Below are 24648 nucleotides of genomic sequence, written 5' to 3'. Positions count from 1 at the left end.
CGTCACGATGACGACGGTGCCCCGACGCGCGCGACGGTCGCGCGTCGGGGCACCGTCATAGTATGTGAGCGCTAACAACACACCAGCGAAAACGGATGCGCCGTCCGTTCGCAGCTAGTAGACTGTTATGCGGCAGCCGGACCACTCCGGTCCGGACAACACCAACAGAAGGATAGGCAGCATGCGCAAAGCCAAGATTGTCGATACCATCGGTCCCGCCACCGAATCCCTGGAGGGCATCACCGGCCTGGTCGAAGCCGGCATGGACGTCGCTCGTCTGAATCGCTCCCACGGCACCCCGGAGGACCACCTGCGCGTCTACAACAACGTGCGCGAGGCCTCGAAGGCCGCCGGCCGCAACGTCGCGGTCCTGGTCGACCTGCAGGGCCCGAAGATCCGCTGCGGCTGGTTCAAGAAGAACGCCGAGGGCGAGGACAAGATCTACCTGACCGAGGGCCAGGAGTTCATCATCACCACCGACGACATCGAGGGTGACGAGCACATCACCTCCACCACCTTCAAGGGCCTGCCGGGCGACTGCCATCCGGGCGACCCGATCCTGATCGACGACGGCAAGGTCCGTCTCGAGGTCGTCAAGGTCGAGGGCAACAACGTGCACACCAAGGTCGTCGTCGCCGGCCCGGTGTCCTCCCACAAGGGCATCAACCTGCCGGGCGTGGCCGTGAGCCTGCCGGCCCTGACCGAGAAGGACGAGGACGACCTGCGCTGGGCCATCCGCACCGGCGCCGACATCATCGCCATGTCCTTCGTGCGCTTCGCCACCGACATCGACCGCGCCCACGAGATCATGGACGAGGAAGGCCGCCGCATCCCGATCGTCGCCAAGATCGAGAAGCCGCAGGCCCTCGAGAACCTCGAGGAGATCGTCAAGGCGTTCGACGGTATCATGGCCGCCCGCGGCGACATGGCCGTCGAGTGCCCGCTCGAGGAGGTCCCGCTGGCCACCAAGCGCATCATCGAGCTGTCCCGCCAGTACGCCAAGCCGGTCATCGTGGCCACCGAGGTCCTCGGCTCCATGGTGAACTCCCCGGTCCCGTCCCGCGCCGAGGCGTCCGACTGCGCCAACGCGATCCTCGACGGCGCCGACGCGACCATGACCTCCAACGAGACCGCCGTCGGCAAGTACCCGGCCGTCACCGTTGAGACCATGGGCCGTATCTCCGGCTTCGCCACCGACCACGGCTTCGACCGCATCCCGCAGCTGAAGAACCTCGACATGTCGTCCACCGGCGCCGTGTCCTCCGCCGCCGTCGACCTGGCCGACAAGCTCAACGCGAAGGCCATCGTGGCCTACACCCAGACCGGCGCCACCGTGCACCGCGTCTCCCGCGAGCGTCCGGCCACCCCGATCTACGGCATCACCAACAACGAGCACACCTACCACTGGCTGGCCCTGTCCTGGGGCGTCGAGTCGTTCCTGCTCGAGGAGGACTACCACGACAAGTCCCGCCGCGACCTCATGGCCTTCACCGACGGCGTCCTCAAGAACGCCGGCAAGGTCGTCGACGGCGACAAGATCGTCGTGCTGAGCTCCGCCCAGGGCGAGCACGCCGCCGGTTCCACCGACACCATCTACGTGCACACCGTCGGCGACAACGACTGATCATGACCGTCCCCGTCGGGGATGCATGACGACATGAACGGGGCCGTCCTCCTGCGGGAGGACGGCCCCGTTCCGTCATATCGGGCCGCGCCGCCGGCGGCAGGGGCGGCTACGCCTCCTCGATGACGTGGTCGGGCGCGCTGTACAGGCGCAGCACCGCGATGATCGATTTGGCGTCGACGATCGTGCCGTTGACCGCCATGCGGTACGCGTCGTCCAGCGACAGCATGCGCACGTCGGAGCGCGGCGTCTCCGGGCCGAACCCGGAGCGGGCGACCGGGGTCAGTCCGGTCGCGTAGAACAGCGCCGTGTGCTGCGTCGAGAAGCTCGGCGTGTTGATGAAGCGGGTGAACTGGGCGAAGTGGGACGCCTCGAATCCGGCCTCCTCGCGCAGCTTGCGCCGGGCCACGTCGAGCGGCTTGTCGTCCGGGCCGGTGGCGTGGCCGGCGGGGATCTCCAGCGTCCAGCGGTGGGTGGGGATGCGGTACTGCTCGATGAACGGGATCATCCCGTCGTCGGTCATGGCCAGCACGCCCACGGTGTCGCCGTCGTTCTCGGTGACGATGTAGCGTTCGAACTGGCCGACCTGCGGCGAGGAGAGCGCCACGCGGTCGACGTTGAAGTAGTGGCTCTCCACGATCTGGCTGCGCGACTCCTCGCGCACCGGCGACGTCCTCCACGGGTCGAATCGACGATAGGTCTCGCTGGCTCCCATGATGTGCCTCCTTTGGCATGACGGGAATGGATGTTGTCCCCATTGTAGGGGCGCGCGGCGCGGGTGGCCGGCTGCGCCACGCTGAGGGCGCATGCGACTGGACGGGTCCACGAAATATGCTATCCTTCCCTAGGTGCGGCAAACGCCCCCGTATCCCAATTGGTAGAGGAAGCAGCCTCAAAATCTGCGCAGTGTGGGTTCGAGTCCCACCGGGGGCACGCGTGCCGGGCACGATGATTCATCGCCGCACCATCAGTGCGCGATCAGCAATGGCCGGCATCATCTACATGTCCGACGGCCCGGCGAGAAGGCCCGGCCGATGAGGTTAAGGGGTCGCAAGATGACGAACGACATGGTCTCGGAAACTCCGATGGAGCCGGTGCTGACCGACGACGAGCTGAAGGCCGCCGCCGAGCCTGACGCGCCGAAGGCCGAGGAATCCCGTGAGGCCGCGCAGGACCGTCCGCGCACCGTCGTGGTGGCCGAGGACGAGTCCGTCAACCGCATGGATCTGGTCGCCATGCTCGAGGACAACGGCTACGAGGTCGTCGGCGAGGCCGCCAACGGCGAGGAGGCCGTCGAACTGACCCGCAAGCACCGTCCCGACGTCGTGTGCATGGACGTCAAGATGCCGCGCATGGACGGCATCGCCGCCGCCGGCGTGATCTGCGACGAGAACATCGCCCCGGTCGTCATGCTCACCGCCTTCTCCCAGCCCGACCTGGTGCGCCAGGCCACCGGCGCCGGCGCGATGGCGTACGTGACCAAGCCGTACGAGGAGTCCAAGCTGCTGCCGGCCCTCGAGGTCGCGATGGGCCGCTTCGCCGAGATCAACGACCTGCTCGATACCGTCGAGCGCGGCGAGACCCAGCTCAAGGACGCCCAGGAGGAGGTCCGCAAGCTCGAGGCCCAGCTCAAGAAGGCCGAGGAGACGCTCGAGGAGCGCAAGCTCGTCGACCGCGCCAAGGGCCTGCTCATGGACAAGGCCGACTTCTCCGAGCAGGGCGCCTTCCGTTGGATCCAGAAGACCTCCATGGACCAGCGCATCCCGAAGAAGCGCCTCGCCATGGCCATCATCGCCAAGTACGGCGATCCCAAGCCGGAAAGCAACAATGACTGAATCCCGGTCCCAAGCCGATGACATGACGCGCGGAACGCTTCTGGTGGTCGACGGCCACTCCTTGGCGTTCCGCGCGTTTTTCGCTCTTCCCGTCGACAACTTCAGCACGGCGGACGGCCAGGCCACCAACGCGGTCTGGGGCTTCGCCAAGATGCTCGCCCAGGTGATCGACACCGAGAAGCCCGACCACATCGCCGTCGCCTTCGACGTCAAGGGCGGCACGTTCCGCAGCGAGCTGCTGCCCGAATACAAGGGCACCCGCGAGGCCGCCCCCGAGGACCTGCTCACGCAGCTGCCGCTCATCCAGCGCATGCTGACCGCGCTGGGTGTCACCTACATCGAGAAGCCCGGCTACGAGGGCGACGACGTGATCGGCACGCTCGCCTCGATGGGCGACGCCGCCGGATACCGCACGCTCGTGCTCTCCGGCGACCGCGACGCGTTCCAGCTCGTCAGCGACACGGTGACCGTGCTGTACCCCGGCCATCATTTCAAGGACCTCAGGCACATGACGCCGGCCGCCGTCGAGGAGAAGTACCATGTGACGCCCGCCCAGTACCCCGATCTGGCGGCGCTGCGCGGCGAACAGTCCGACAACATCCCCGGCGTGCCGGGTGTGGGCGACGGATTCGCCGCCAAATGGATCAACCAGTACGGCGGACTCGACGGCATCGTCGAGCACGCCGACGAGATCGGCGGCAAGAAGGGCGAGGCATTGCGCGCGCACCTCGACCAGGTGCTGCTCAACCGGCGCGTCAACGCGCTCGTGCGCGACCTCGACCTGGGCGTCGGCCCCGACGACCTGACCTTCGCCGGCGTCGACGCGGAAGCGGCCGGCGAGCTGTTCCGATCCCTCGAATTCGGCCCGCGCACGCTATCGAAGATCCTCAAGACGTTCAACGGCGGCGAGAAGCCGGCCATGGTCGGCAGGAAGACGCAGCCGGACGGTCCGCGCCGCGATGACGCGCTCGTCGTGCCCGACGCCGACACCGCCGCGGACGCCGCGACGCTGACCGGCTGGGCCGAGCGGTGGATCGCGCCCGTCGCGCAGCCCGACGTCTGGACGCTGACCGCACAGGGCGACGCGAAGCCGGGGGAGAGCCGCGTCGAACGCATCGTGCTCGCCGCAGGCGGCCATGCGCTCGTCATCCCGGCGCCGGCACCGCGCGACGTGACCGACGCGCTGGCCGACGTCATCGACCGCCATCACGGCACGATGGCGGTGCACGGGTACAAGGAGCATCGCCACCTGCTCGCCGCCTGCGCGGCCGACGGCGGCGACGGCATCGACCTGCCGTACCCGGCCATCGACACCAAGCTCGCCGGCTATCTGGTCCACCCCGACTTCCACGCGGACACGCTCGAACAGGTCGCCGCGCACTTCCTCGACCTGCACATCGACGAGGACGACACCGCCGCCGTGCAGGGCATGCTCGACCTGGGCGACGAACCGGCGGAATCCGCCGATCCGGAACCCGACCGCAGGCTGCTCACCCACGCGGCCATCGTCGAACGGCTGGCGCGCACGCTCGCGCCGATGCTGGCCGAACGCGGACAGGACGATCTGATGCGCCGCATCGAACTGCCGGTGTCGCGCGTGCTGCACGGCATGGAGCAGGTGGGCGCCAAGGTCGATATGGCCCGACTGGCCGACATGAAGGAGCGCTTCGCCGCCGACGTGCGCCAGGCCCAGGAGGAGGCGTGGAGGCATGCGGGCGAGGAGGTCAACCTCAAGAGCCCCAAGCAGCTGCAGAAGGTCCTCTTCGAGACGCTGGCGCTCAAGCCCACCAAGCGCACCAAGAGCGGCACGTACACGACGAACGCCGCCGCCCTGCAGGACCTGTACGTCAGGTACGCGTCCGACGAGCGGGCCAGCGGATTCCTCGGCGCGCTGCTGCGGCACCGCGAGATCATCAAGCTCGAGCAGATCGTGCAGACGCTCATCGACGCGACGAACCCGCGTGACGGGCGCATCCACACCACGTTCGAGCAGACCGTGGCCGCCACCGGGCGCCTGAGCTCGGTCGACCCGAACCTGCAGAACATCCCCAACCGCAACGCGATGGGCCGCGAGATCCGCTCCGCGTTCGTGCCCGGCGACGGCTACACGGCGCTGCTCAGCTGCGACTACTCGCAGGTCGAGCTGCGCATCATGGCCGACCGTTCCGGCGACGAGGCGCTCATCGAGGCGTTCCGCTCTGGCACGGACTTCCACCGCTACGTCGCCTCGCTCGTCTACGGCGTGCCCGTCGACATGATCGACGCCGACCAGCGCAGCCACGTCAAGGCGATGAGCTACGGCTTGGCGTACGGGCTGAGCACGTACGGCCTGGCCCAGCAGCTCAAGATCTCGCCGTCCCACGCCGAGGAGCTCAAGGCCAAGTACTTCGCCGTGTTCGGCAAGGTCCACGACTACCTCGAATCGCTCGTCGCCGACGCGCGCGAACTGGGCTACACGCAGACCATGTTCGGCCGCCGCCGCTATTTCCCCGGCCTGAACTCGACGAACCGGACCGTGCGCGAGACCGCGGAACGCGGCGCGCTCAACGCGCCCATCCAGGGATCGGCCGCCGACATCATGAAGATCGCGATGATCGACGCCGACCGGGCGCTGCGCGACGCCGGCCTGCGCAGCCGCATCATCCTGCAGATCCACGACGAACTCGTCGTCGAGGTCGCCCCCGGCGAGGAGGAGGCCGCGAGCCGGCTCGTCGCCGACGCGATGGAGCACGCCGTCGACCTGTCGGTCCCGCTGGACGTGTCCACCGGACTCGGCTCCGACTGGCAGCTCGCCGCGCACTGACGCAACCCACCGCCGACGGGTCCCGCAACCGCGGGACCCGTCCGTCATAAGGAGGAACCGATGTCCACGCTCAAGCAGGTCGTCGACGTGCTGGAGACCCTCTACCCGCTGCGCTACGCCGAATCATGGGATGCGCCCGGCCTCATCGTCGGCGACCTGACCGCGCCGGCCGACCGCATCATGTTCGCCGCCGACCCGTCGGCCGCCGTCATCGACGAGGCGGTCGCCACAGGCGTGCAGCTGCTCGTCTGCCACCATCCGCTGCTGTTCCGCTCCGTGCACGAGGTGTCCGGACTGGGCGCGCGCGGCGACACCGTGCGACGGCTCAACCAGGCCGGCTGCGCGCTGTGGGTCGGCCACACCAACGCCGACGCGTCCCACCGCGGCGTCGGCCAGGCCGCGGCCGACCTGTTCGGCCTGATCGACCAGCATCCGCTCGTGCCGATCGACGACCCGGTCGCGGCCGCCGCCGGCCACGAGGTCGGTCTGGGCCGCGTCGGCCGACTGGAGACGCCGATGACGTTCGAGGCGTTCGCGCGCCGCGTCGCCGGCGTGCTGCCGCACACCGCCTACGGCGTGCAGGCGTGCGGCCCGCTCGACCAGATCGTCGAGACCGTGGCCGTGCTGCCCGGCTCCGGCGACTCGCTGTTCGACGAGGTGCGCGCCGCCGGCGTCGACGTGTACGTGACCAGCGACCTGCGCCACCATCCCGCCACCGACGCGATCGAACAGGCCCGCTACGAGGCGCGCATGCGCGCCCAGGGCGTCATGCTCGGCTCCGGCGACGCGCGCATCCGCCCGCTGCTGGTCAACACGCCCCACTCGGCCATCGAATCCCTGTGGTTCCACTACGCGCTCGAGGACGTGCCCGCCGCCGTCGAACAGGCCACCGGCGAACGCCCCGAAGTCGAATGGCTGCGCCTGAACACCGACCCGTGGACCCTGACGATCCACTGACCACCCACCGTCGGAAAGGAACCCTGATGGACACGACACCCAGCTGGGACGGCCGCGACCCGGTCGACATGGACGCCCCCGTCGACGTACTCTCACGCGACACCGTATACCGGGGCAAGGTGTTCGACGTCGAGGACATGCGCCTCGCCCTGCACACCGTCGCCGGCGGCACGATCGAGATCCGCCGCCAGGTGCTGCGCCACGCGCCCTGCGTGGTCATGCTCGTCCACGACACGACGGACGACCGCTACCTGGTCGAACGCGAATACCGCGTCGGCTGCGACCGGTTCGCCTACGGCATCCCCGCCGGACTCATGGACGCGGGGGAGGACATCGAGACCGCCGCGCTGCGCGAACTCGCCGAGGAGACCGGCGTGACGCCCATCGACCCGGCGCACGTGACCATCGACCACGTCGGCGAATGCTATTCGTCCGAAGGCATGGCCGACGAGCTCGCCCACATCATGGTCATCCACCTCGACGGCCACGAGACCGGCCCCACCCGGCTCGACCCCGACGAGCACGTCGAATCCGCATGGGTCGGCTGGGACGACCTGCTCGCACTGCCCGTCACCGCATCCAACTCCGTCATCGCGATCCAGCACGAACGCATCCGGCGCATCCTCGCCGGAACGGGCCACTGAACCACGCGACGCGCATCACGTCACCGCATCGTCCGCCGCCGGCGACCACGGGCGGGCCGCACGGCCCGCACGGCCGCCGCCGGCGGACGAAAACCCGCAACCGGCGACTGTCGCTGGCGGCGTCGCGGGGGTGGTCGTGCGATACTGGAGGATATGCAAATCAGACCAGGTTCGATGTACCCGCTGGGCGCGAGCTACGACGGCGCCGGCGTGAATTTCGCATTGTTCTCACAAGTTGCCAGCAAGGTCGAGTTGTGCCTGTTCGATGACGACGACAACGAGACCCGCATCGAGATGACCGAGCAGAACTCGTACGTCTGGCACAACTACATCCCCGGACTGCAGCCCGGCCAACGCTACGGATACCGCGTGCACGGCCCGTTCGACCCCAACAACGGCCTGCGCTGCAACCCCAACAAGCTGCTCCTCGACCCGTACGCCAAAGCCATCGAAGGCAACATCGACGGCGACGAAAGCCTCTTCTCGTACTGGTTCGACACCCCCGACGACGTCAACCGGCGCAACGACCTCGACTCGGCCGCCCACACCATGAAATCCGTCGTCGTCAACCCCTACTTCGACTGGGGCAACGACCAGCACCCGCACATCCCGTACCACGACTCCGTCATCTACGAGGCGCACGTGCGCGGCCTGACCAACCTCAACCCCGACGTGCCGCCGGACATCCGCGGCACGTACGCCGGCCTCGCCTACCCGTCCGTCATCGAATACCTCAAGAAGCTCGGCATCACCGCCATCGAGCTCATGCCCATCCACCAGTTCGTCAACGACACGTTCCTGCAGGACAAGGGCCTGAGCAACTACTGGGGCTACAACACCATCGGCTTCTTCGCGCCCCACAACGCGTACTCCAGCTCCGGCGAACGCGGCGAACAGGTCAACGAATTCAAGTCCATGGTCAAGGCCTACCACCGCGCCGGCATCGAGGTCATCCTCGACGTGGTCTACAACCACACCGCCGAAGGCAACAACCGCGGCCCCATGCTCAGCTTCAAGGGCATCGACAACCAGGCGTACTACCGTCTCGTCGACGACAACAAGCGGTTCTACTTCGACACCACCGGCACCGGCAACTCGCTGCTCATGCGATCCCCGCACGCCCTGCAGCTCATCACCGACTCCCTGCGCTACTGGGTCACCGAAATGCACGTCGACGGCTTCCGCTTCGACCTCGCCGCCACCCTCGCACGCCAGTTCCAGGAGGTCGACAAGCTCTCCGCGTTCTTCGACATCGTCGAACAGGACCCCGTCATCAGCCGCGTCAAGCTCATCGCCGAACCCTGGGACCTCGGCTCCGGCGGCTACCAGGTCGGCGGCTTCCCGTCCAGCTGGTCCGAATGGAACGGCCGCTACCGCGACACCGTACGCGACTTCTGGCGCTCGCAGCCGTCCACGCTGCCCGAATTCGCCAGCCGTCTCATGGGCAGCTCCGACCTGTACCAGATGAACGGCCGCCGCCCGGTCGCGTCGGTGAACTTCGTCACCGCGCACGACGGCTTCACGCTGCGCGACCTCGTCAGCTACAACGAGAAGCACAACGCGGCCAACGGCGAGGACAACCGCGACGGCGAAAGCAACAACCGCTCGTGGAACTGCGGCGTGGAAGGCTCCACGACGATCCCCGACGTCGTCGACCTGCGCCAGCGGCAGATGCGCAACATGTTCTCCACGCTGCTGCTCAGCCAGGGCATCCCGATGATCTGCGGCGGCGACGAGGTGGCCCGCACCCAGCTGGGCAACAACAACGCGTACTGTCAGGACAACGAGATCTCGTGGACCCACTGGGACCTCGACGACGCGCAGAAGGACATGTTCGACTTCGTGTCCAAGCTCATCCACCTGCGTCTCGAGCATCCGGTGCTGCACCGGCGCCGCTTCTTCACCGGCCGCGAGCCCGGCGATGATGCGGCCAAGCTGCCGCAGGTCGAATGGTTCGACCACACCGGCTCCATCATGGACATGGACGACTGGTCGAACACGCACGCGTTCTCGGTGATGATCTTCCTCAACGGGTCGAACATCCCCGAAATGGACTGGTACGGCAAGCAGCTGGTCGACAACGACTTCATCCTCATCTTCAACGCCCACTACGAGCCGATCATGTTCACGCTGCCCGACGAGCACTACGGGCGCAAATGGCAGCTGATCGTCGACACGTACAATCCCAAGGGCCCCGAACTCAGCTACGAGGCCGGGTTCGCGATCACCGCGCAGGCGCGCAGCTTCCTGCTGCTCATGAGCGCCAAGAAGCCCGACGCGCAGCCGTTCGCCTGACGGTTGTGGCTGTGGTCGCGGACGACGTCGGATGAATGGACGACGATGGGGCGGTCCTCCTATAGGAGGACCGCCCCATCGTTCGTATCGGCGCACAGGGGAGCGGACGTGCGGGAATCGGAAGCCGGGGGGGAAGGGGTCGGGAAGGAACGATCCCGCCGTCAGCGGTTCGACGCGAGACGCGACTCGATCCGCTCGGCCTGGAAGCGCACCAGCTGCGTCGACACGCGGTCCGCCTCGATCGCGGCGATCTGACGGGAGAAGACGATGAACCAACCCAGGAAGAACGCGCCCGCCAGCGCCTCCAGATTGGTGAGCGTATCGTTGCCCATAAGCATGTTCACGCCGAACGCGGCGCATACGGCGATCGCCAGATCCGAGATCACGTACATCGCCTTCGGCATGCGCGGCGCCAGCCACGGCAGCGCCAGCAGCAGCACGCCCATCACCAGCGGCAGCCCCTTGGCGCACACGTTGTGCATGATGTAGTGCGGCGTGTACCGGAACACGCCGATGCCGATGAACGCCAGACCCGACACGGTCAGCAGCGCCGAGAGGATCGCGATGCGCGGGCGGAAATGCGCAATCTCCGGCTCCGAATCATGCTCGTGACGCTCATGCCACAGCCGTTCCAGCCGCTGCGTGGCGATCAGCTCCGACACGGCGAAGTAGCTGACGATGATGATGCACGTGCCCGCCAGGATCAGCGTCGCGTTGAACATCGTCGCCGCGAACGTCGTACGGTCGCCCAGCTGGGAGAAGTTGTTGCGATACCAGTACGGGTCGTCGGTCGTCAGCCCGGCCGTGCTCACGCCCGCGACCACGAAGAACGGCAGCAGCGAGGCGAGCGTCTTCGCGCTCATCAGCTCCGCCTGCACGAACGTCATATAGCCCACCACGCCGGCGAACCCGGCCGCCAGCGCCGGCATGTACCCGGCGAGCAGATGCATGCCCATCATCGTGTTGATCATGCCGAACAGGGCGAACGACGACAGGAAGATCGTCGCCGCATACACGGTCGACAGGGCCAGGATCTCGAACACGCGGCGCACCGGCATCCACCAGCCGTGCCGGAGCGTCAGCGAACGCGACTGGCTCGCATATCCGACGGCGAACGAGACCACGCCGCACCCGGCCACGATGCCCGCCGCCACGCTGAACCGGCGCTGCGTCACCTGCCAGATCGCCGGCGCCCAATCCATGTACAGCCGCATCGCCAGGAACGCGACGACCGCGCAGCACAGGAACGACACCAATCCCAGCGTCTCCGCCCGCTGATGACGTCCCATGATGCTCCTCCCATACGCACGCCGGCGCCCGCACGCCGCTTCGCCGCCGCAATCCGACGGTTACGAGCGTCCATTGTAACGGCGCGTCCCCCAAGCCGCCGCGGCGGTTCCGCCGACGGCATCGCCCGCACGCTCCCGGCGTGTCGCCGGCTTGCGTTCCGTGGCGAACTGATATACAGTAACGACTCGTGCTTGCAGCACCACCTGTCCGGGTGGCGGAATGGTAGACGCGCTAGCTTGAGGTGCTAGTGCCTATTTATACAGGCGTGTGGGTTCAAGTCCCATCTCGGACACCGGCAAGGCCCCGTGGCGACACGGGGCCTTTTCGTATTCGTATACGCTTGAGGAATCCGGCCGCACCGACGCACGATGCCGGAACCGTGCGGAGACGCCGTCGCCGTCACGGCCGTCATGGTTCACCGCGAGAAAGGACTCGTATGAGGATCTACAACTTCACCGACAACGACGACGTCGAGATCATCGCCCGTCAGGGCCCGTTCCAGGTCATCGAATGGAAGCGCGACCTGTCCGTCACGTACGGGGGTGCGGCCGCCGCATGGTTCGCATCCGAAATGAACGTGCGCCGCCGTCAGGTCGTATGCACGCTCGACGGCCGCAACGGCGTGACCGTGCAGGCCGGTGCCATGCAGTGGACCGCCGGCAACATCCACGCCACGACCGGACTCAAGGGCGTGGGCGATTTCATCGGCAAGCTCGCCCGTGGCGCGGTCACCAACGAGTCGGCCATCAAACCCGAATACGTCGGCACGGGCACGCTCGTGCTCGAACCCACCTACCGGCATATCCTGCTCATCGACCCCGCCCAGATGGGCGGCTCGCTCACCGTCAACGACGGCATGTTCTACGCGTGCGAATCCACGGTCCGCCAGCGGGCGGTCATGGTGTCGCGCCCCAGCGCGATGGTCGCCGGCGGCGAAGGCCTGTTCAACCTCGCCCTGGAGGGGCAGGGCACGGTCGCGCTCGAATCGCCCGTGCCGGCGAGCGAACTCGTCACCATCGACCTGGAGAACGACGAACTGAAGGTGGACGGCAACTTCGCCGTCGCCTGGACGACCGGACTGCAGTTCACCGTGGAGCGTTCCGGCAAGACGCTCATCGGTTCCGCCGCCAGCGGCGAAGGCCTCGTGAACGTGTACCGCGGCGTGGGACGGGTCCTCCTCGCCCCGGTCGCCGCCAACGCCGCTGACCCGAACATGGGCAGCGGCATCGCCTGACCGGATGGAGACGCCCGCCGCACGGCGGCAGCGTCTCCGTCTGTTGTCGAATCCGCTACGGGTGGACCATCAGATAGTTGACGAACGTCACGTCGCCGATCATCGGATGCCGTTCTTCGACCATACGGAACCCATGACGGGCGAAGAACGGCCGCGCGGTGACGCTCGCATGGACATGCAGGCCGACGATGCCACGGTCCGCGGCGAACCGTTCGACCTGCGACAGCAGACGCGACGCCACGCCCCGCCGCCCGTACGACGGGTCGACGAACAGCATGTCGATATAGCCGTCGTCATCGACGTCGATGAATCCGACCGGCTCGCCGGCCGCCGCGGACCCGCGGACGCCGGACGATACGGAGTCATATGAGGCGTCGCACGATTCGCGGTCGGCTGCGGGACCAACGGGGCGGACTGCATCATGGACATGGCCATGACCGGCAGGCACGGCGACCCACGTATGCGCCGCCATCCGATGCGCGTTCCACTCGGCCGGCGAACCGATACGGTCCGCCCATACGCGCGTCTGCACCGCATCGTAATCATGCGACGCCGTCCCGAGGACCGCGCGACGGAACACGCGCATCGTCGCCGCCGCATCCGACGGCCGATACTCCCGGATCAAGAGCTCCATGACGCTCCAGTGTAGAGACTGCCTGTCTCCCGGGAAAGCGGCACCGAGCCGTTCCCGGACAGCCGAGCATAACGCACCCGAATCATCTCGAATTGCTTTACCGAACGGCAACGGGGCCGGTCGCGCATGCACAATGGTTCATGACGATGAACCGAACGGCGCTCGCAGGCGGGAAAGGAAGGACGGACGATGACGGATATCGGCGGGGAGATCGCACGGCTGTCCGAACTGATTGCACGATGCCAGCCGGCGATGACCGCATTGGGAGACCGCACCCGGCAGCACATCATCCTGTCGATGATGGCGGCCGCGCCATGCGAACGAGGACTGCGCGTCGGCGAGATCGCCGCACGGGCGAACCTGTCGCGTCCCACCGTCTCGCATCATCTCAAAATACTCAAGGACTGTGGCATCGTGCGCATGCGACGCGACGGGACGCGCAACTACTACGCGCTGGACGGCGATCCGGCGGCATTGGACGAAATCATCGTCGCATTGACATGCGCCAGAACGCTGATCGCGCGACCGGATCTCCATTGCCCATACGACCGCGATTCCGCGGACGGGCACGATATTACGGACAAGCACCATCACGAAGGAGCGGAACAATGACCGACCACGACATGACCCTGATCGAAGCGATGCGTGCACGCCACGCGGTACGTGACTACGAGGACCGGCCCATAGCGCCGCAGACCGTCGCCGCGCTGCGCGAGACCATCGACGCGTGCAACGAGCGGGGCGGACTGCACATGCAGCTCGTGCTAAACGAACCGCAGGCGTTCGGCAGGCTCGCCGGCAAGGCCATGGGATTCACGAACGCGAACAACTATCTGGCGCTCGTCGGGCCCAAATCCGACCATCTGGACTTCGACCTCGGCTACTGGGGCCAGCACGTGGTGCTGCGCGCCCAGCAGCTCGGCCTGAACAGCCGCTGGGTCGCCGCCACCTACAAGAAGGTGCCCGGCGCCTACGAGGTGCGTGACGGCGAGAAGCTCGTGCTGGTCGTCGCGCTCGGCTACGGCGCCAATCAGGGCGAACCGCATAAGTCCAAGCCGCGCGGCAAGGTCATGGCCGTGGCCGACGGACTCGGAAACGGTGCCGAAACCGACCTGCCGCAGTGGTTCCTCGACGGCGTGGACGCGGCGTTGCTCGCCCCGACCGCGATGAACCAGCAGGCGTTCACGTTCACCCTGACGGGGGAGCGGACCGTCCGCCGCACGCCCGGATTCGGCTACGGCACGAACATCGACCTCGGCATCGCCTCCTACCAGTTCGAGCTCGCCGCCGGTATCGACAACTTCGACTGGGAACGGTAGCCGGCGCGAGCGGATCCGGCGGTCTGGCCTGGAATTCTTCTCGCTGAACGGCGCCTAGCGAGAATATGTCGCGGTCGAACCGGTGATTCTTCTCGCTAGGGAATTGCCAGCGAAAACAGTTGCCTACTTGACCGGGACTTCTTCTCATTGGGATACCGTGAGTGAGGAGATTCACCCATTCAATCGGGAATCCTTCTCGCTGAGAGTTTGTCAGTGAACGCTTATTCCGGCCGAACCAGCGATTCTTCTCGCTGAGGGGCTGCCAGTGAGAAGGATTACCGATCTGACCGGGATTTCTTCTCGCTGATGAGAGTGATGCGCAGGCTGGTGGTGGGTGACCCCTCGCAACGGACGCGCAATCGGCGCCTTTGCGTGTCCATTATGAAGGTTCGAGCACCCGTAACTTCACAACGGGCACGCAGCCATGTCAGTTGCGCGCCCATTGTGAAGGCCTGCGGTTCGGTGAGTCGCCGGATGCGGCGCTCGCCGGCGGGAACGCTCGGTATGCTGGAGGATGGAGCACAGTTCGTCGTCAGAAAGGACGCGTCATGGCCGGCCCGGATCCCAGAGCGGTTCACCCCAACCCCAACATTCCCAGCGTCTGCTACATCAACAACACGATCACCCGGCCCACGATCATCGTCGGCGACTACACGTACTACGACGATCCGGTCGACTCGGAGCATTTCGAGGACCACGTCACCCACCATTACCCGTTCATCGGGGACCGGCTGGTCATCGGACGGTTCTGCGCCATCGCCAAGGGCGTGGAGTTCATCATGAACGGCGCCAACCATCGCATGAACGGCCTGTCCACCTACCCGTTCAACATCATGGGCGGCGGATGGGAGCGGTGCACGCCGGAACTGGACGTCATGCCCATCAAAGGCGACACGGTCATCGGCAACGACGTGTGGATCGGCCAGAACGTGACCATCCTGCCCGGCGTGCACGTGGGCGACGGCGCCATCATCGGCGCGAATTCGGTCGTCGCATCCGACGTCCCCGCGTACGAGGTCGCCGTCGGCGATCCATGCCGCGTGGTGCGCATGCGCTACGACGACGCGACCATCGCACGTCTCGAAGAGATCCGCTGGTGGGATTGGCCCGCAGACCGCATCTTCGCCAACCTCGACACGCTCGCCGGCGGCACGCCCGACGACCTTGACCGGCTCGCCTGACCGCGGCTCCTCGACACGACGGAGTTTGCGCGCCGTGTAACGGCCGGACGTCCACGTCCATACGTCCGCGTTTAATCGCCTTCGATAATTCAACACGCATCTTCAGGGCAGGGTGAAATTCCCGATCGGCGGTACAGTCCGCGAGCATCGAGATCGATGAATCGATTCGACATGCAGGAGCCATACGGCTCGTGAACCGGTGTGATTCCGGTACCGACAGTTACAGTCTGGATGGAAGAAGAATGCGGCGGCGTAAGCGTGCCTTGTGGCCGGGCGTCGCCATACGCATACGACGGTCCCTGAATTCCGATGGAGTTCAGGGATTTTTCGTACGCCGTGGCGTCCGGCGCATGGACACGTGCGTCGCCACGTACCCTGGACATGCTCTATCGCATCGAAAGGAGCGACGTGGACGATAGAGATTTCATGTCCGTGGCGTTGAGTCACGCGAAACTGGGGGCGGGGAAGGTCAACCCCAATCCGATGGTGGGCGCCGTCATCGTACGTGACGGCCGTATCATCGCAGCCGGCCATCATGACCGGTTCGGCGGGTGGCATGCCGAACGCGCGGCGTTGGAGTCGGCGCGTTCGAAAGGCGTTTCGGTCCGTGGCGCCACCATGGTCGTCACGATGGAACCATGCTGTCATCAAGGCATGCAGCCGCCCTGCGCGCAGATGCTGGCGGACGCCGGCCTGTCGCGCGTGGTGGTGGGATCCGCCGACCCGAATCCGCTGGTATCGGGCGGTGGAATCCGTCTGCTGGAAGAAGCGGGGATCGCCGTGGAACAAGGCGTGCTGCGGGACGAATGCGATGCGCTCAACGAGATCTTCATGCGCTACATCGTGCGACGCACCCCGTTCGTGCTGCTCAAATACGCCATGACGGCCGACGGCAGAACCGCCACATCCGCGGGACGTTCGCGTTGGATCACCGGGGAGGAGTCGCGTCGACGCGTCCATGAGGACCGCAATCGGTTCGCCGCGGTCATGGTGGGCGTCGGCACGGTGCTGGCCGACGACCCCATGCTCACCTGCCGCATCGAAAACGGCCACGACCCGCTGCGGATCGTATGCGACGGCACGCTGCGCACCCCGTTGGATTCCGCACTGGTACGCAGCGCCCGCGAGATTTCCACGATGATCGCCACCTGCTGCGATGACGATCGCCGGATTCGACCGTACCGTGACGCCGGCTGCGAGGTGCTGACGGTCGGCCCGGACAGCGACGGTCATGTGGATCTGCCGACGCTGATGCGCGTGCTGGGAGGACGAGGCATTGACAGCGTGATGATCGAAGGCGGAGCGACGCTCGCATGGTCCGCACTGCAGGCCGGAATCGTGGACAAGGTCGACGCCTACATCGCGCCCAAACTGTTCGGCGGCGCTTTGGCCCCATCCGCGGTCGGAGGTGCGGGCGTCACGGATCCTGCGGACTGCTGGCGGCTCGTCGACACGACGGTCCGCACCATCGGCGACGACATGCTGCTCGAAGGGATGGTGGAATATGTTCACCGGAATCATTGAGGACGTGGGCACGGTGACGTCCCTGCGATGTGGCGTCGATTCCGCTTCCATAGCCGTGTCGTCCTCAGTGGTCGTAACCGACCGCACGCGCGTGGGGGAGAGCATCGCCGTGAACGGCGTCTGCCTGACCGTGACGTCGGTGCACGGGACGACGTTCACCGCAGACGTCATGCACGAGACGCTGCGCCGCTCCAGCCTCGGCTCATTGCGGCGGGGAAGCCATGTCAACGTGGAACGCGCGATGCCGGCCGACGGACGTTTCTCCGGACATCTCGTCTCCGGACACATCGACGGCGTCGGAACCGTCGAATCGGTGACGACGGACGGCATCGCCACGTCGTACGCCATCGGCGCGCCGAAGCCGCTCATGCGGTTCATCGCACGGAAGGGCTCCATCACGGTGGACGGCATCAGCCTGACCGTCACCTTCGCCGACGAATGCTCCTTCGGCGTATCGGTCATCCCGCACACCGCATCCCACACCGTGCTTGCGGAACGCAGGACAGGGGACCTCGTCAACCTTGAAATCGACCCGATCGCCAGATATGTGCAGCGGCTGATGTCCATGCCGGAAATCGGGGATGCGGGCGGTCGGCATCACGCGGACAAGGACGCATCGGAATCCGCCATCACCGAATCCTTCCTGCGGAGCCACGGATTCTGACCCGGCGCTCCCGGACCGACCGACGCGGCTGCCGTGCGCCGCATCAACGACCATCAAGCATCGAACATCGAACAGTAAGGACCATCATGAATCATTGCATCCGCAACGATTCCGGCATCGAAGAAGCCATGTCGGAATCCAAATCCGCGACCGACGCGGTGGAACGCGCCATACGGGACATCGCCGCCGGACGCATCGTCGTGGTCGCAGACGACGAACGCCGCGAGAACGAAGGCGACCTCATCTGCGCCGCACGCTTCGCCACACCCGACGCCATCGCATTCATGGCCACCCATGGTCGGGGACTCATCTGCATGCCGATGAGCCGCGGCATCGCAGACCGGCTGGAATTGACGCCGATGTGCGCGACGAACGGCGACAACCATCGGACGGCGTTCACCGTCTCCATCGACCACGTCTCCACCTCCACCGGCATCAGCGCACGCGACCGTTCGGCCACGGCCCTGGCCTGCACCGACCCGACCAGCACCCCCGATGACTTCCGGCGTCCCGGCCACCTGTTCCCACTCGTGGCCCGACCCGGCGGCGTACTGGAACGCGACGGACACACCGAAGCCACCGTGGACCTCGCACGCCTGGCCGGACTGGAAGCGTGCGGCCTGTGCTGCGAAATGATGAACGAGGACGGCACGATGATGTGTCGCGGCGAGCTACGCGCATTCGCCGCCGAACACGGACTGACGTACCTCACCATCGACCAACTGCGCGAATACCGGCGTACGCATGCCGATGCTCCGCACGCGGTCCGCCGCGTCGCCGTCGTGGACCTTCCCTCACGCCATGGCAGGTTCGTCATGGCGGGCTACGCATCCGCGGACGGCGGCGAACACGTGGCCCTGATCATGGGCGACGACCTCATCGCCTCGATGCGCGGAACCGGTCGCCCGAACGGCGGCCCCGTACTGTGCCGTGTGCATTCCCAATGCCTGACCGGAGACGTGTTCGGGTCGATGCGATGCGACTGCGGTCCGCAGCTGGAACGGTCCATGCGCCTGATCGCCGAACGCGGACGCGGCGTGCTGCTGTACCTCAGCCAGGAGGGGCGCGGCATCGGCCTGATCAACAAGCTGCGCGCCTACGAACTGCAGGAGCGGGGACTGGATACGCTCGACGCCAACCTCGCGCTCGGTTTCCCGGCCGACGCGCGCGAATACGACACGGCCGCAGCCATGCTCCGGGACTTGGGCATCGACTCGATCGAACTGATGACCAACAATCCCGACAAGATCGACCGGCTGACCGCCGCCGGCATCACCGTGGCCGACCGTGTGCCGGTGGTCGTGGAACCCAACGAATTCGACGCAGGGTATCTGTCCGTCAAACGGCGACGCATGGGACATCTTCTCGCTGTCTGAAACCGACCATCCATTCCAATCAATCACCAAACCGAAACACAAGGAGCAACGACCATGACGACATTCGAAGGCAGCCTCATCGCCGCAACGCAGACGGAACCCGGGCGGACCATCCGCATCGGCATCGTGGTGGCACGATTCAACGAATTCATCACCTCCAAACTGCTGTCCGGCGCGCAGGACGGTCTGCACAGGCATGGCGTGGACGGATCCGCCATCGACGTGGCATGGGTGCCAGGATCGTTCGAGATCCCGATCGCCGCGAAGCGCATGGCGGCCACGGGACGCTACGATGCGGTGATCTGCTTGGGCGCGATCATCCGTGGCGGCACATCCCACTACGATCTGGTCTGCAACGAGACCGCCAAAGGCGTGGCACAGGTGTCGCTGGACAGCGGCATACCGGTCCTGTTCGGCGTGCTCACCACCGACACCATCGAACAGGCCATCGAACGCGCGGGTACCAAGGCCGGCAACAAGGGCTTCGACTGCGCGCTCGCCGCACTGGAGATGATCGACGTGCTGCATGCCATCGACGCCGGCGACGGCGGCGACGGCATCGGCGAATAGGCGGAAGGGGAGTGCGGAGCCATCCGATTCGCAGCGGCTTCCGACGCTTCCCCACTCCCGATCCGGTGTCCCGTCGATCCGTGAGAAGGTGAGAGGATTCCACGGTTGACCGGGGGATCCTCTCACCGAGGAAGTGATGACGGTCGTTACCGCATCGGCAACGTCACTTTGCGCGCGCAAGCGACACCATTGCGCGTGCAAAGTGACGTTCCGGGCGTCCGTTGACTCACCATGCTCGCGCAGAGGCACCGATTGCGCGTGCAAAGTGAGGCTTGGACGGGTGTCGGATGCGTTGCTCGTCCGAACAACACGGCGGCGTATGGTTGAATGAGAAACGGCATGACCATGACAAGGCAGCAGCGAAGAGGTGCATGATGACGATGATGTCCGACGCCGATATCGACGAGTTCCTGCAAGGCCACCACTACGGTCTGTTCAAACCGCACATCTACGAGCGCGGACATGCGTACTACGACGCCGGGCGTGTTGGCGAGCCCGAACCGATAGCACAGGACCTGTGGCATGCCGTGGTGCGTGGCGGCGACGATTATCAGGTGGATGTGCGATTGCATCGCGGCCGAGTGGTATCGGCCGCATGCAGCTGCCCGTATGCACGGCGCGCCGCGTACTGCAAGCATGCGGCGGCCGTGCTGATCGCCATGACGGAACTGCTGCGCCGGCAGCGTGACCGGGAACGGGGTATCGACCCCGCATTCCCGAATGATGCTTCATTCGCGGTCAGGTGGTACGCGCGTAACCAATTCTCGTCGTTTCCGCGACTGTCGGATGATGATTGGCGGGCGGTCAAGCATATTCTGGAGACGCTGTACGAATTTCCCGATCTGGAGAAGCTGTTCCGGAGGATGACGCTCGGCCTGCTCGGCGGCAGCGATCCGGATGAGCATCACGGCCGTTGGACTCCCCTTAATACGGAACCATCGACCATGACACTGACGCAGCAGCTCAATGAGGCAGCAAGGCGGAAGCGGCACAAGAGAAGGGACTGCGATTCCAGTCTCGCGAACATGCGGCTCTTGGTGCCGGGTTTCGGCACGACGCAACTGAACGAACTGCCGCACACATGGATGACGATCCTGGAGGCCGCATACGAGCATCTGCATGATGCCGAGGGATTGCGCCGACTGTACTCGTACTACATCCTCATCGCACAGACCGACCCGGAGGCCGTGTACGTGGAACGGCTGCGCGCGGTCAGCGGCGACCATTGGGCGGAGGACCGGGACGAGATCATCCGACTGCGAGGCAAATGCCACCGCATCTGCGGCATGTCGCCCATCAACCCGGCGTTCGAACGGCTCGTGCGCGAGGAACGGCTCCCCAAGGATGCGTTCGACTACTGCCGCCAAGTCGGCGGGGCGATCCTGTCGATCCGCATGCTTGACGTGATCGCACAGGACCCAGAACTGCTCGAACAGACGATGCAGCGTCTCCGCACCATGCTGCGCGACCCCGATTCGGATATCTACAGCGTGAACGACGGTCCGTCCGCCGAACGTGTGGGCCACTGGATCCGCCGGATCGACACGGCGGCGGGTTACGAGGAGGCGCGTGCGCTGGCCGAACACATCGCCGGCATGTTCCCGCGACGCGAGAAGCTGCGCGCGGCGTTGGAGGACTATGTGCCGAAGACCGATACCTTCCCGGAGCTTGATGACGACGACTGGGATGACTGGGACGACGGCGACGATGACGGTTGCGACGATAGTGAGATCATCTTCTACGATGACGGCGGCGCGCTCCCGCCACGGGACGATGACGTGGAATACGATTCGGATGAACCGGGGGAGGGTAGCGACGATGACGAATGACATCGAGCACGAGCACACGTCGGATACGGATTCCGACGCGACGGGCGCTCGCCAACCGGTCGAGCATATCGGCGACGGCGAGGCAGGACACGCCGTGCTGGCGTACCTGTGGCGCGGTTTCGCCCGGTACGGTTCCGGCGGCATGCACGAGTCGGACTACCGGCTGATCATGGACGACGACCAGTGGATGATGGTGCGCGACCTGCTGCAACGCTATCTGGCGATGGACGATCTCGACGACGCCGTGCGGGCGATCCGCGACCGGGAGATGCAGCGGCTCGCCGACAGCAGCCAGACGGATACCGAACCCGAGCCGACTCCGCCGGGACTTCCCCAAGGATGGTGGACGCTGCTCGAAGCCGCATACGAGCGGCTGGGCGACGAGGAGGGATTGCGGCGCATCTACATGTGCTACATCGTCACCAACCGGCTGCCTAGGCCGCGGAAATCCCCTGAGGCAACGGGGCTGGGACTCGTGATAGACCCCATGCATTACGTGCGCAAACTGAAGACTTTGTCCGGTGAGCATTGGTCGGAGGATGTGCGCTGCATGGTGCGCGTGCATCAGCGGCACTATCGCGACCCGATGTTCGCCGGCTGGCAGCTCTCCTATGAGGCGCTGCTGCGGTCGGAACGACTGAGCGACGCCGCATGGCGGTATTGCAGGGTACGGTGCCTGTCCCGTTACGCGTCGGCGGATGAGGCCGTCGGTCTTATGTCGACCATGTTCGACGTCGTGGCGGAACGTCACGCCGAAGAGGTCTGTAATCTGCTGCTCGACTCGCTGCGGGACGCCGATTCGCCGATGCTGTGTGAGGATTCGCCGGAGCGGGTCGAGCAGGTGATCGCGGTACTGCGCAAATGCCTGCCGTACGACGCGGATCGTGTGCACGCGGAATGCGAGCGTCTGCATGGTATGTACCGTCGCCGTCGTCAGTTGCGTTCCGCATTGGAAGCGCTGATGGGGGGGTGGACGCAGCCGATGGGGCCTCCGGTGACGTGTATGCCGCGTCATGATTATCGCCTCCGCTGACGCTACTGCAGATAGTCGGCGCCGTCGAAGTAGCCGATGACGTCGTTGGCTTCGACGATGAGCCGCGGGTCGATGGCGAGCGTATGATGCGCGTCCTCGGTGCCGCAGTAGACGACATCGTGGACGAGCAGGCCGCGGTCGACGAACATGCGTATGCCGTCGAGGCATAGCGGCCCGACGGTGCCGACCTCGTAGCCGGTGCGTTCCTTCACCAGTTCCGGCGAAGCCAGATGGATTTGGCGCAGTCCCAGCGCGCGGCCCAGCTGCCGCCATCGGAGATGCCCGGTGGCGGCAGCGACGACGGCGAACACGCCCTCCTTCGTCTCGACGATATACGTGGCTGCCGCGCGCGTGACGTCGAACACCCGCGCGCCCGACTCCAGATCGACAATCGCCGTCTCATGTTCGATGATGTGCGCCTCCTGCGGATGCTCCCGTGCGAACGCCACGATCCTCTCATAATTCGACATGCATGTCCCCTGAGTCCGTATGGTCTGTCCTCAGCCGCCCATGATGGCCGTCTGCACTGATGGCCCGGCAACGCTCTGCGGAGTGAACAGCTTATATCCCCGCAATCTTACACGGCGGTCGATTCCGAGTTGTCCGGTCTATCCGTTCGGGAGTATGAAAGGAACCGGAGAAATGTCGAGAACCTACAAGGACCGCCCGTACCGTCTGGACATACGTGCGGCTTTGGTCGACGAATACTTGGACAGTTCGGCCGAGGCATGGCCTCATGCCAGTCGTGAGAGTCTTGCCGACGTGGTCCGATACGGCTACACGCGGCACAATCGCAACATGCATCTGCCGCTGCGCCGACGCTCCAACTGGCGTTGGATCGAAGGCGACCGGATTCCCGAATACGGCAACGCGCGACGTATCCGCCAGCATCTCAAGATGGCATGCCGCGGCGCGAACAGCGGCCTCATGGACGACGACTGGGACGACCCGATCGTAGGTTTCCGAACAACACCACGCATGGTGCGAGCGTCGGCGTCGCCACTCAACCCATCAAACAACCAAACACAGTGTAACTTAGTTTTCTATCAATTTTTCAAATCAACTACCATGATATATTCCTGTTCGTTTTCATCAATAATAGTAAAACCTATTTTTTGATACATTTTGACTGCATAATTTCCTTTTTGTACGGAAAGGGATGCTTGCCTATATCCTTCGGCAGATAACAATGAAATCATTTCTTTCATCATAGCGGTACCAATTCCAAAACCGCGATACTCTTTATACATAGATATAGCAAAGGAGGGGGTTGCATCATCAATATGTCCGTAATCATTCATAATGCGAACCCATACAGCACCTACAATTTTATTATTGATTTCTGCAACAAGTGCCATATCACCTTTTGCTTGCCCAAAATTTTCTATATATACTCTTAACTCCGGTTGTTCTATTACGGTTCTTGGTGGACAAATTTCTCCATCGGGGATAAAAATTGCTTCATACAAAAAAACTTCTAATAAATTATATTCTGATTTTTTGAGTTTTCGTATTATATAATTCATTGTTTCATCCTTAAAATGAGATATTTATGTAGTATGCGTGTTAGATGAATACAGTGTATTATGCGGAAGTATTCTTGTCAATGGTGTAATGAAAAACTCCTAAAAGTAAAATAGTGTTTCATTCACATAATTTAACCCGAAATGTAGAATGATATAGGGTTGCAGATCGGTGAGCGTAGTGGGCGAGGTGCCTCATTTGAAAATGAGCGCGTAATCCGGAGTGGTGCCTCACCTGTGGTGAGCGTGAAATCCTAGTCCGCGTCGGCTTGTGGGGTTTCGTCGTCTTCCGGTTCGACGCCCGCGATCCGGG

At 64.9% G+C, this 24648-nt stretch carries 21 protein-coding genes, 2 tRNA genes and 1 riboswitch; of the genes, 18 read left to right on the top strand and 5 right to left on the bottom strand.

Annotation, left to right across the window (positions count from 1 at the left end):
• Positions 1-181 precede the first annotated feature (181 nt).
• Entirely contained in the window at positions 182-1624 is a 1443-nt protein-coding gene (gene pyk, locus D2E24_RS04660) for a pyruvate kinase (RefSeq protein ID WP_125968161.1), read from the top strand.
• 109 nt (positions 1625-1733) lie between these two features.
• Here pyk and D2E24_RS04655 read toward each other — a convergent pair whose 3' ends face one another.
• Positions 1734-2339: an NUDIX domain-containing protein gene (locus D2E24_RS04655; protein ID WP_125968160.1), complete on the bottom strand. Its 606-nt coding sequence runs from the start codon at positions 2337-2339 to the stop codon at positions 1734-1736.
• Positions 2340-2483: 144 nt separating this feature from the next.
• On the opposite strand from D2E24_RS04655, the gene D2E24_RS04650 reads away from it, so the two are divergent.
• From D2E24_RS04650 to glgX, 6 genes are all read left to right on the top strand, one after another.
• Positions 2484-2557: transfer RNA gene (locus D2E24_RS04650), tRNA-Leu, on the top strand.
• Between the two features lie 122 nt (positions 2558-2679).
• Positions 2680-3459: an ANTAR domain-containing response regulator gene (locus D2E24_RS04645; protein ID WP_125968159.1), complete on the top strand. Its 780-nt coding sequence runs from the start codon at positions 2680-2682 to the stop codon at positions 3457-3459.
• Complete coding sequence (polA, locus tag D2E24_RS04640; RefSeq protein WP_125968158.1) at positions 3452-6262, top strand: DNA polymerase I; 2811 nt, start codon at positions 3452-3454, stop codon at positions 6260-6262. Before D2E24_RS04645 ends, polA begins: the two co-directional genes overlap by 8 nt.
• Before the next feature lie 60 nt (positions 6263-6322).
• Positions 6323-7219, top strand: a complete 897-nt coding sequence (locus tag D2E24_RS04635) for a Nif3-like dinuclear metal center hexameric protein (protein ID WP_125968157.1) — start codon at positions 6323-6325, stop codon at positions 7217-7219.
• Between the two features lie 26 nt (positions 7220-7245).
• The gene (locus D2E24_RS04630) at positions 7246-7863 is read left to right on the top strand and encodes an NUDIX hydrolase (RefSeq protein WP_164521010.1); all 618 of its coding nucleotides are present in this window, start codon (positions 7246-7248) and stop codon (positions 7861-7863) included.
• A 153-nt stretch (positions 7864-8016) separates the two neighbouring features.
• Complete coding sequence (glgX, locus tag D2E24_RS04625; RefSeq protein ID WP_125968155.1) at positions 8017-10158, top strand: glycogen debranching protein GlgX; 2142 nt, start codon at positions 8017-8019, stop codon at positions 10156-10158.
• A gap of 161 nt (positions 10159-10319) precedes the next feature.
• Here the strand turns inward: glgX and D2E24_RS04620 are convergent, their stop codons facing one another.
• On the bottom strand, positions 10320-11447 hold the full coding sequence (locus tag D2E24_RS04620) for an ABC transporter permease (RefSeq protein ID WP_125968154.1): 1128 nt from the start codon (positions 11445-11447) through the stop codon (positions 10320-10322).
• A gap of 206 nt (positions 11448-11653) precedes the next feature.
• On the opposite strand from D2E24_RS04620, the gene D2E24_RS04615 reads away from it, so the two are divergent.
• Both D2E24_RS04615 and D2E24_RS04610 read left to right on the top strand, forming a co-directional pair.
• Positions 11654-11740 (top strand) — tRNA-Leu (locus tag D2E24_RS04615).
• Positions 11741-11884: 144 nt separating this feature from the next.
• Complete coding sequence (locus tag D2E24_RS04610) at positions 11885-12682, top strand: AIM24 family protein (protein WP_125968153.1); 798 nt, start codon at positions 11885-11887, stop codon at positions 12680-12682.
• 55 nt (positions 12683-12737) lie between these two features.
• On the opposite strand, the gene D2E24_RS04605 is transcribed toward D2E24_RS04610, so the two are convergent.
• On the bottom strand, positions 12738-13316 hold the full coding sequence (locus tag D2E24_RS04605) for a GNAT family N-acetyltransferase (protein ID WP_125968152.1): 579 nt from the start codon (positions 13314-13316) through the stop codon (positions 12738-12740).
• A 189-nt stretch (positions 13317-13505) separates the two neighbouring features.
• Between D2E24_RS04605 and D2E24_RS04600 the strand changes: the two genes are divergently transcribed.
• The 9 genes from D2E24_RS04600 to D2E24_RS04560 all read left to right on the top strand — a co-directional run bounded on the left by D2E24_RS04600 (position 13506) and on the right by D2E24_RS04560 (position 22812).
• Positions 13506-13928 (top strand): ArsR/SmtB family transcription factor, encoded by a 423-nt coding sequence (locus D2E24_RS04600; protein WP_206430930.1) that lies wholly within the window; start codon positions 13506-13508, stop codon positions 13926-13928.
• Positions 13925-14635 (top strand): nitroreductase family protein, encoded by a 711-nt coding sequence (locus D2E24_RS04595; RefSeq protein ID WP_206430929.1) that lies wholly within the window; start codon positions 13925-13927, stop codon positions 14633-14635. The genes D2E24_RS04600 and D2E24_RS04595 overlap by 4 nt, the downstream gene beginning before the upstream one ends.
• 548 nt (positions 14636-15183) lie before the next feature.
• Positions 15184-15816, top strand: coding sequence for a Vat family streptogramin A O-acetyltransferase (locus D2E24_RS04590; RefSeq protein WP_125968151.1), 633 nt, complete (start codon positions 15184-15186; stop codon positions 15814-15816).
• A 94-nt stretch (positions 15817-15910) separates the two neighbouring features.
• Positions 15911-16064, top strand: a riboswitch (FMN riboswitch).
• Positions 16065-16125: 61 nt separating this feature from the next.
• Positions 16126-17340, top strand: a complete 1215-nt coding sequence (ribD, locus tag D2E24_RS04585) for a bifunctional diaminohydroxyphosphoribosylaminopyrimidine deaminase/5-amino-6-(5-phosphoribosylamino)uracil reductase RibD (protein WP_206430928.1) — start codon at positions 16126-16128, stop codon at positions 17338-17340.
• Complete coding sequence (locus D2E24_RS04580) at positions 17321-18004, top strand: riboflavin synthase (protein WP_125968150.1); 684 nt, start codon at positions 17321-17323, stop codon at positions 18002-18004. The genes ribD and D2E24_RS04580 overlap by 20 nt, the downstream gene beginning before the upstream one ends.
• 86 nt (positions 18005-18090) lie before the next feature.
• A complete protein-coding gene (ribB, locus tag D2E24_RS04575; RefSeq protein WP_241222858.1) occupies positions 18091-19380 on the top strand; it encodes a 3,4-dihydroxy-2-butanone-4-phosphate synthase in 1290 nt (429 codons plus the stop codon).
• A gap of 54 nt (positions 19381-19434) precedes the next feature.
• Positions 19435-19950 (top strand): 6,7-dimethyl-8-ribityllumazine synthase, encoded by a 516-nt coding sequence (gene ribH / locus D2E24_RS04570; protein WP_125968149.1) that lies wholly within the window; start codon positions 19435-19437, stop codon positions 19948-19950.
• A 371-nt stretch (positions 19951-20321) separates the two neighbouring features.
• Positions 20322-21779 (top strand): SWIM zinc finger family protein, encoded by a 1458-nt coding sequence (locus D2E24_RS04565; RefSeq protein ID WP_241222857.1) that lies wholly within the window; start codon positions 20322-20324, stop codon positions 21777-21779.
• Positions 21769-22812 (top strand): hypothetical protein, encoded by a 1044-nt coding sequence (locus D2E24_RS04560; RefSeq protein WP_125968148.1) that lies wholly within the window; start codon positions 21769-21771, stop codon positions 22810-22812. Before D2E24_RS04565 ends, D2E24_RS04560 begins: the two co-directional genes overlap by 11 nt.
• Positions 22813-22814: 2 nt before the next feature.
• Here the strand turns inward: D2E24_RS04560 and D2E24_RS04555 are convergent, their stop codons facing one another.
• Together D2E24_RS04555 and D2E24_RS04550 are read right to left on the bottom strand one after the other, a co-directional pair.
• Positions 22815-23261: an aminoacyl-tRNA deacylase gene (locus D2E24_RS04555; protein WP_164521009.1), complete on the bottom strand. Its 447-nt coding sequence runs from the start codon at positions 23259-23261 to the stop codon at positions 22815-22817.
• A gap of 597 nt (positions 23262-23858) precedes the next feature.
• On the bottom strand, positions 23859-24338 hold the full coding sequence (locus tag D2E24_RS04550) for a GNAT family N-acetyltransferase (protein WP_125968146.1): 480 nt from the start codon (positions 24336-24338) through the stop codon (positions 23859-23861).
• Positions 24339-24648: the final 310 nt, after the last annotated feature.

Origin of the sequence: Bifidobacterium samirii (assembly GCF_003952945.1) — a bacterium.
Lineage (GTDB): Bacteria > Actinomycetota > Actinomycetes > Actinomycetales > Bifidobacteriaceae > Bifidobacterium > Bifidobacterium samirii.
The sequence above is the reverse complement of the archived record's forward strand: the minus strand, read 5'-3'. Positions and strand labels throughout refer to the sequence as shown.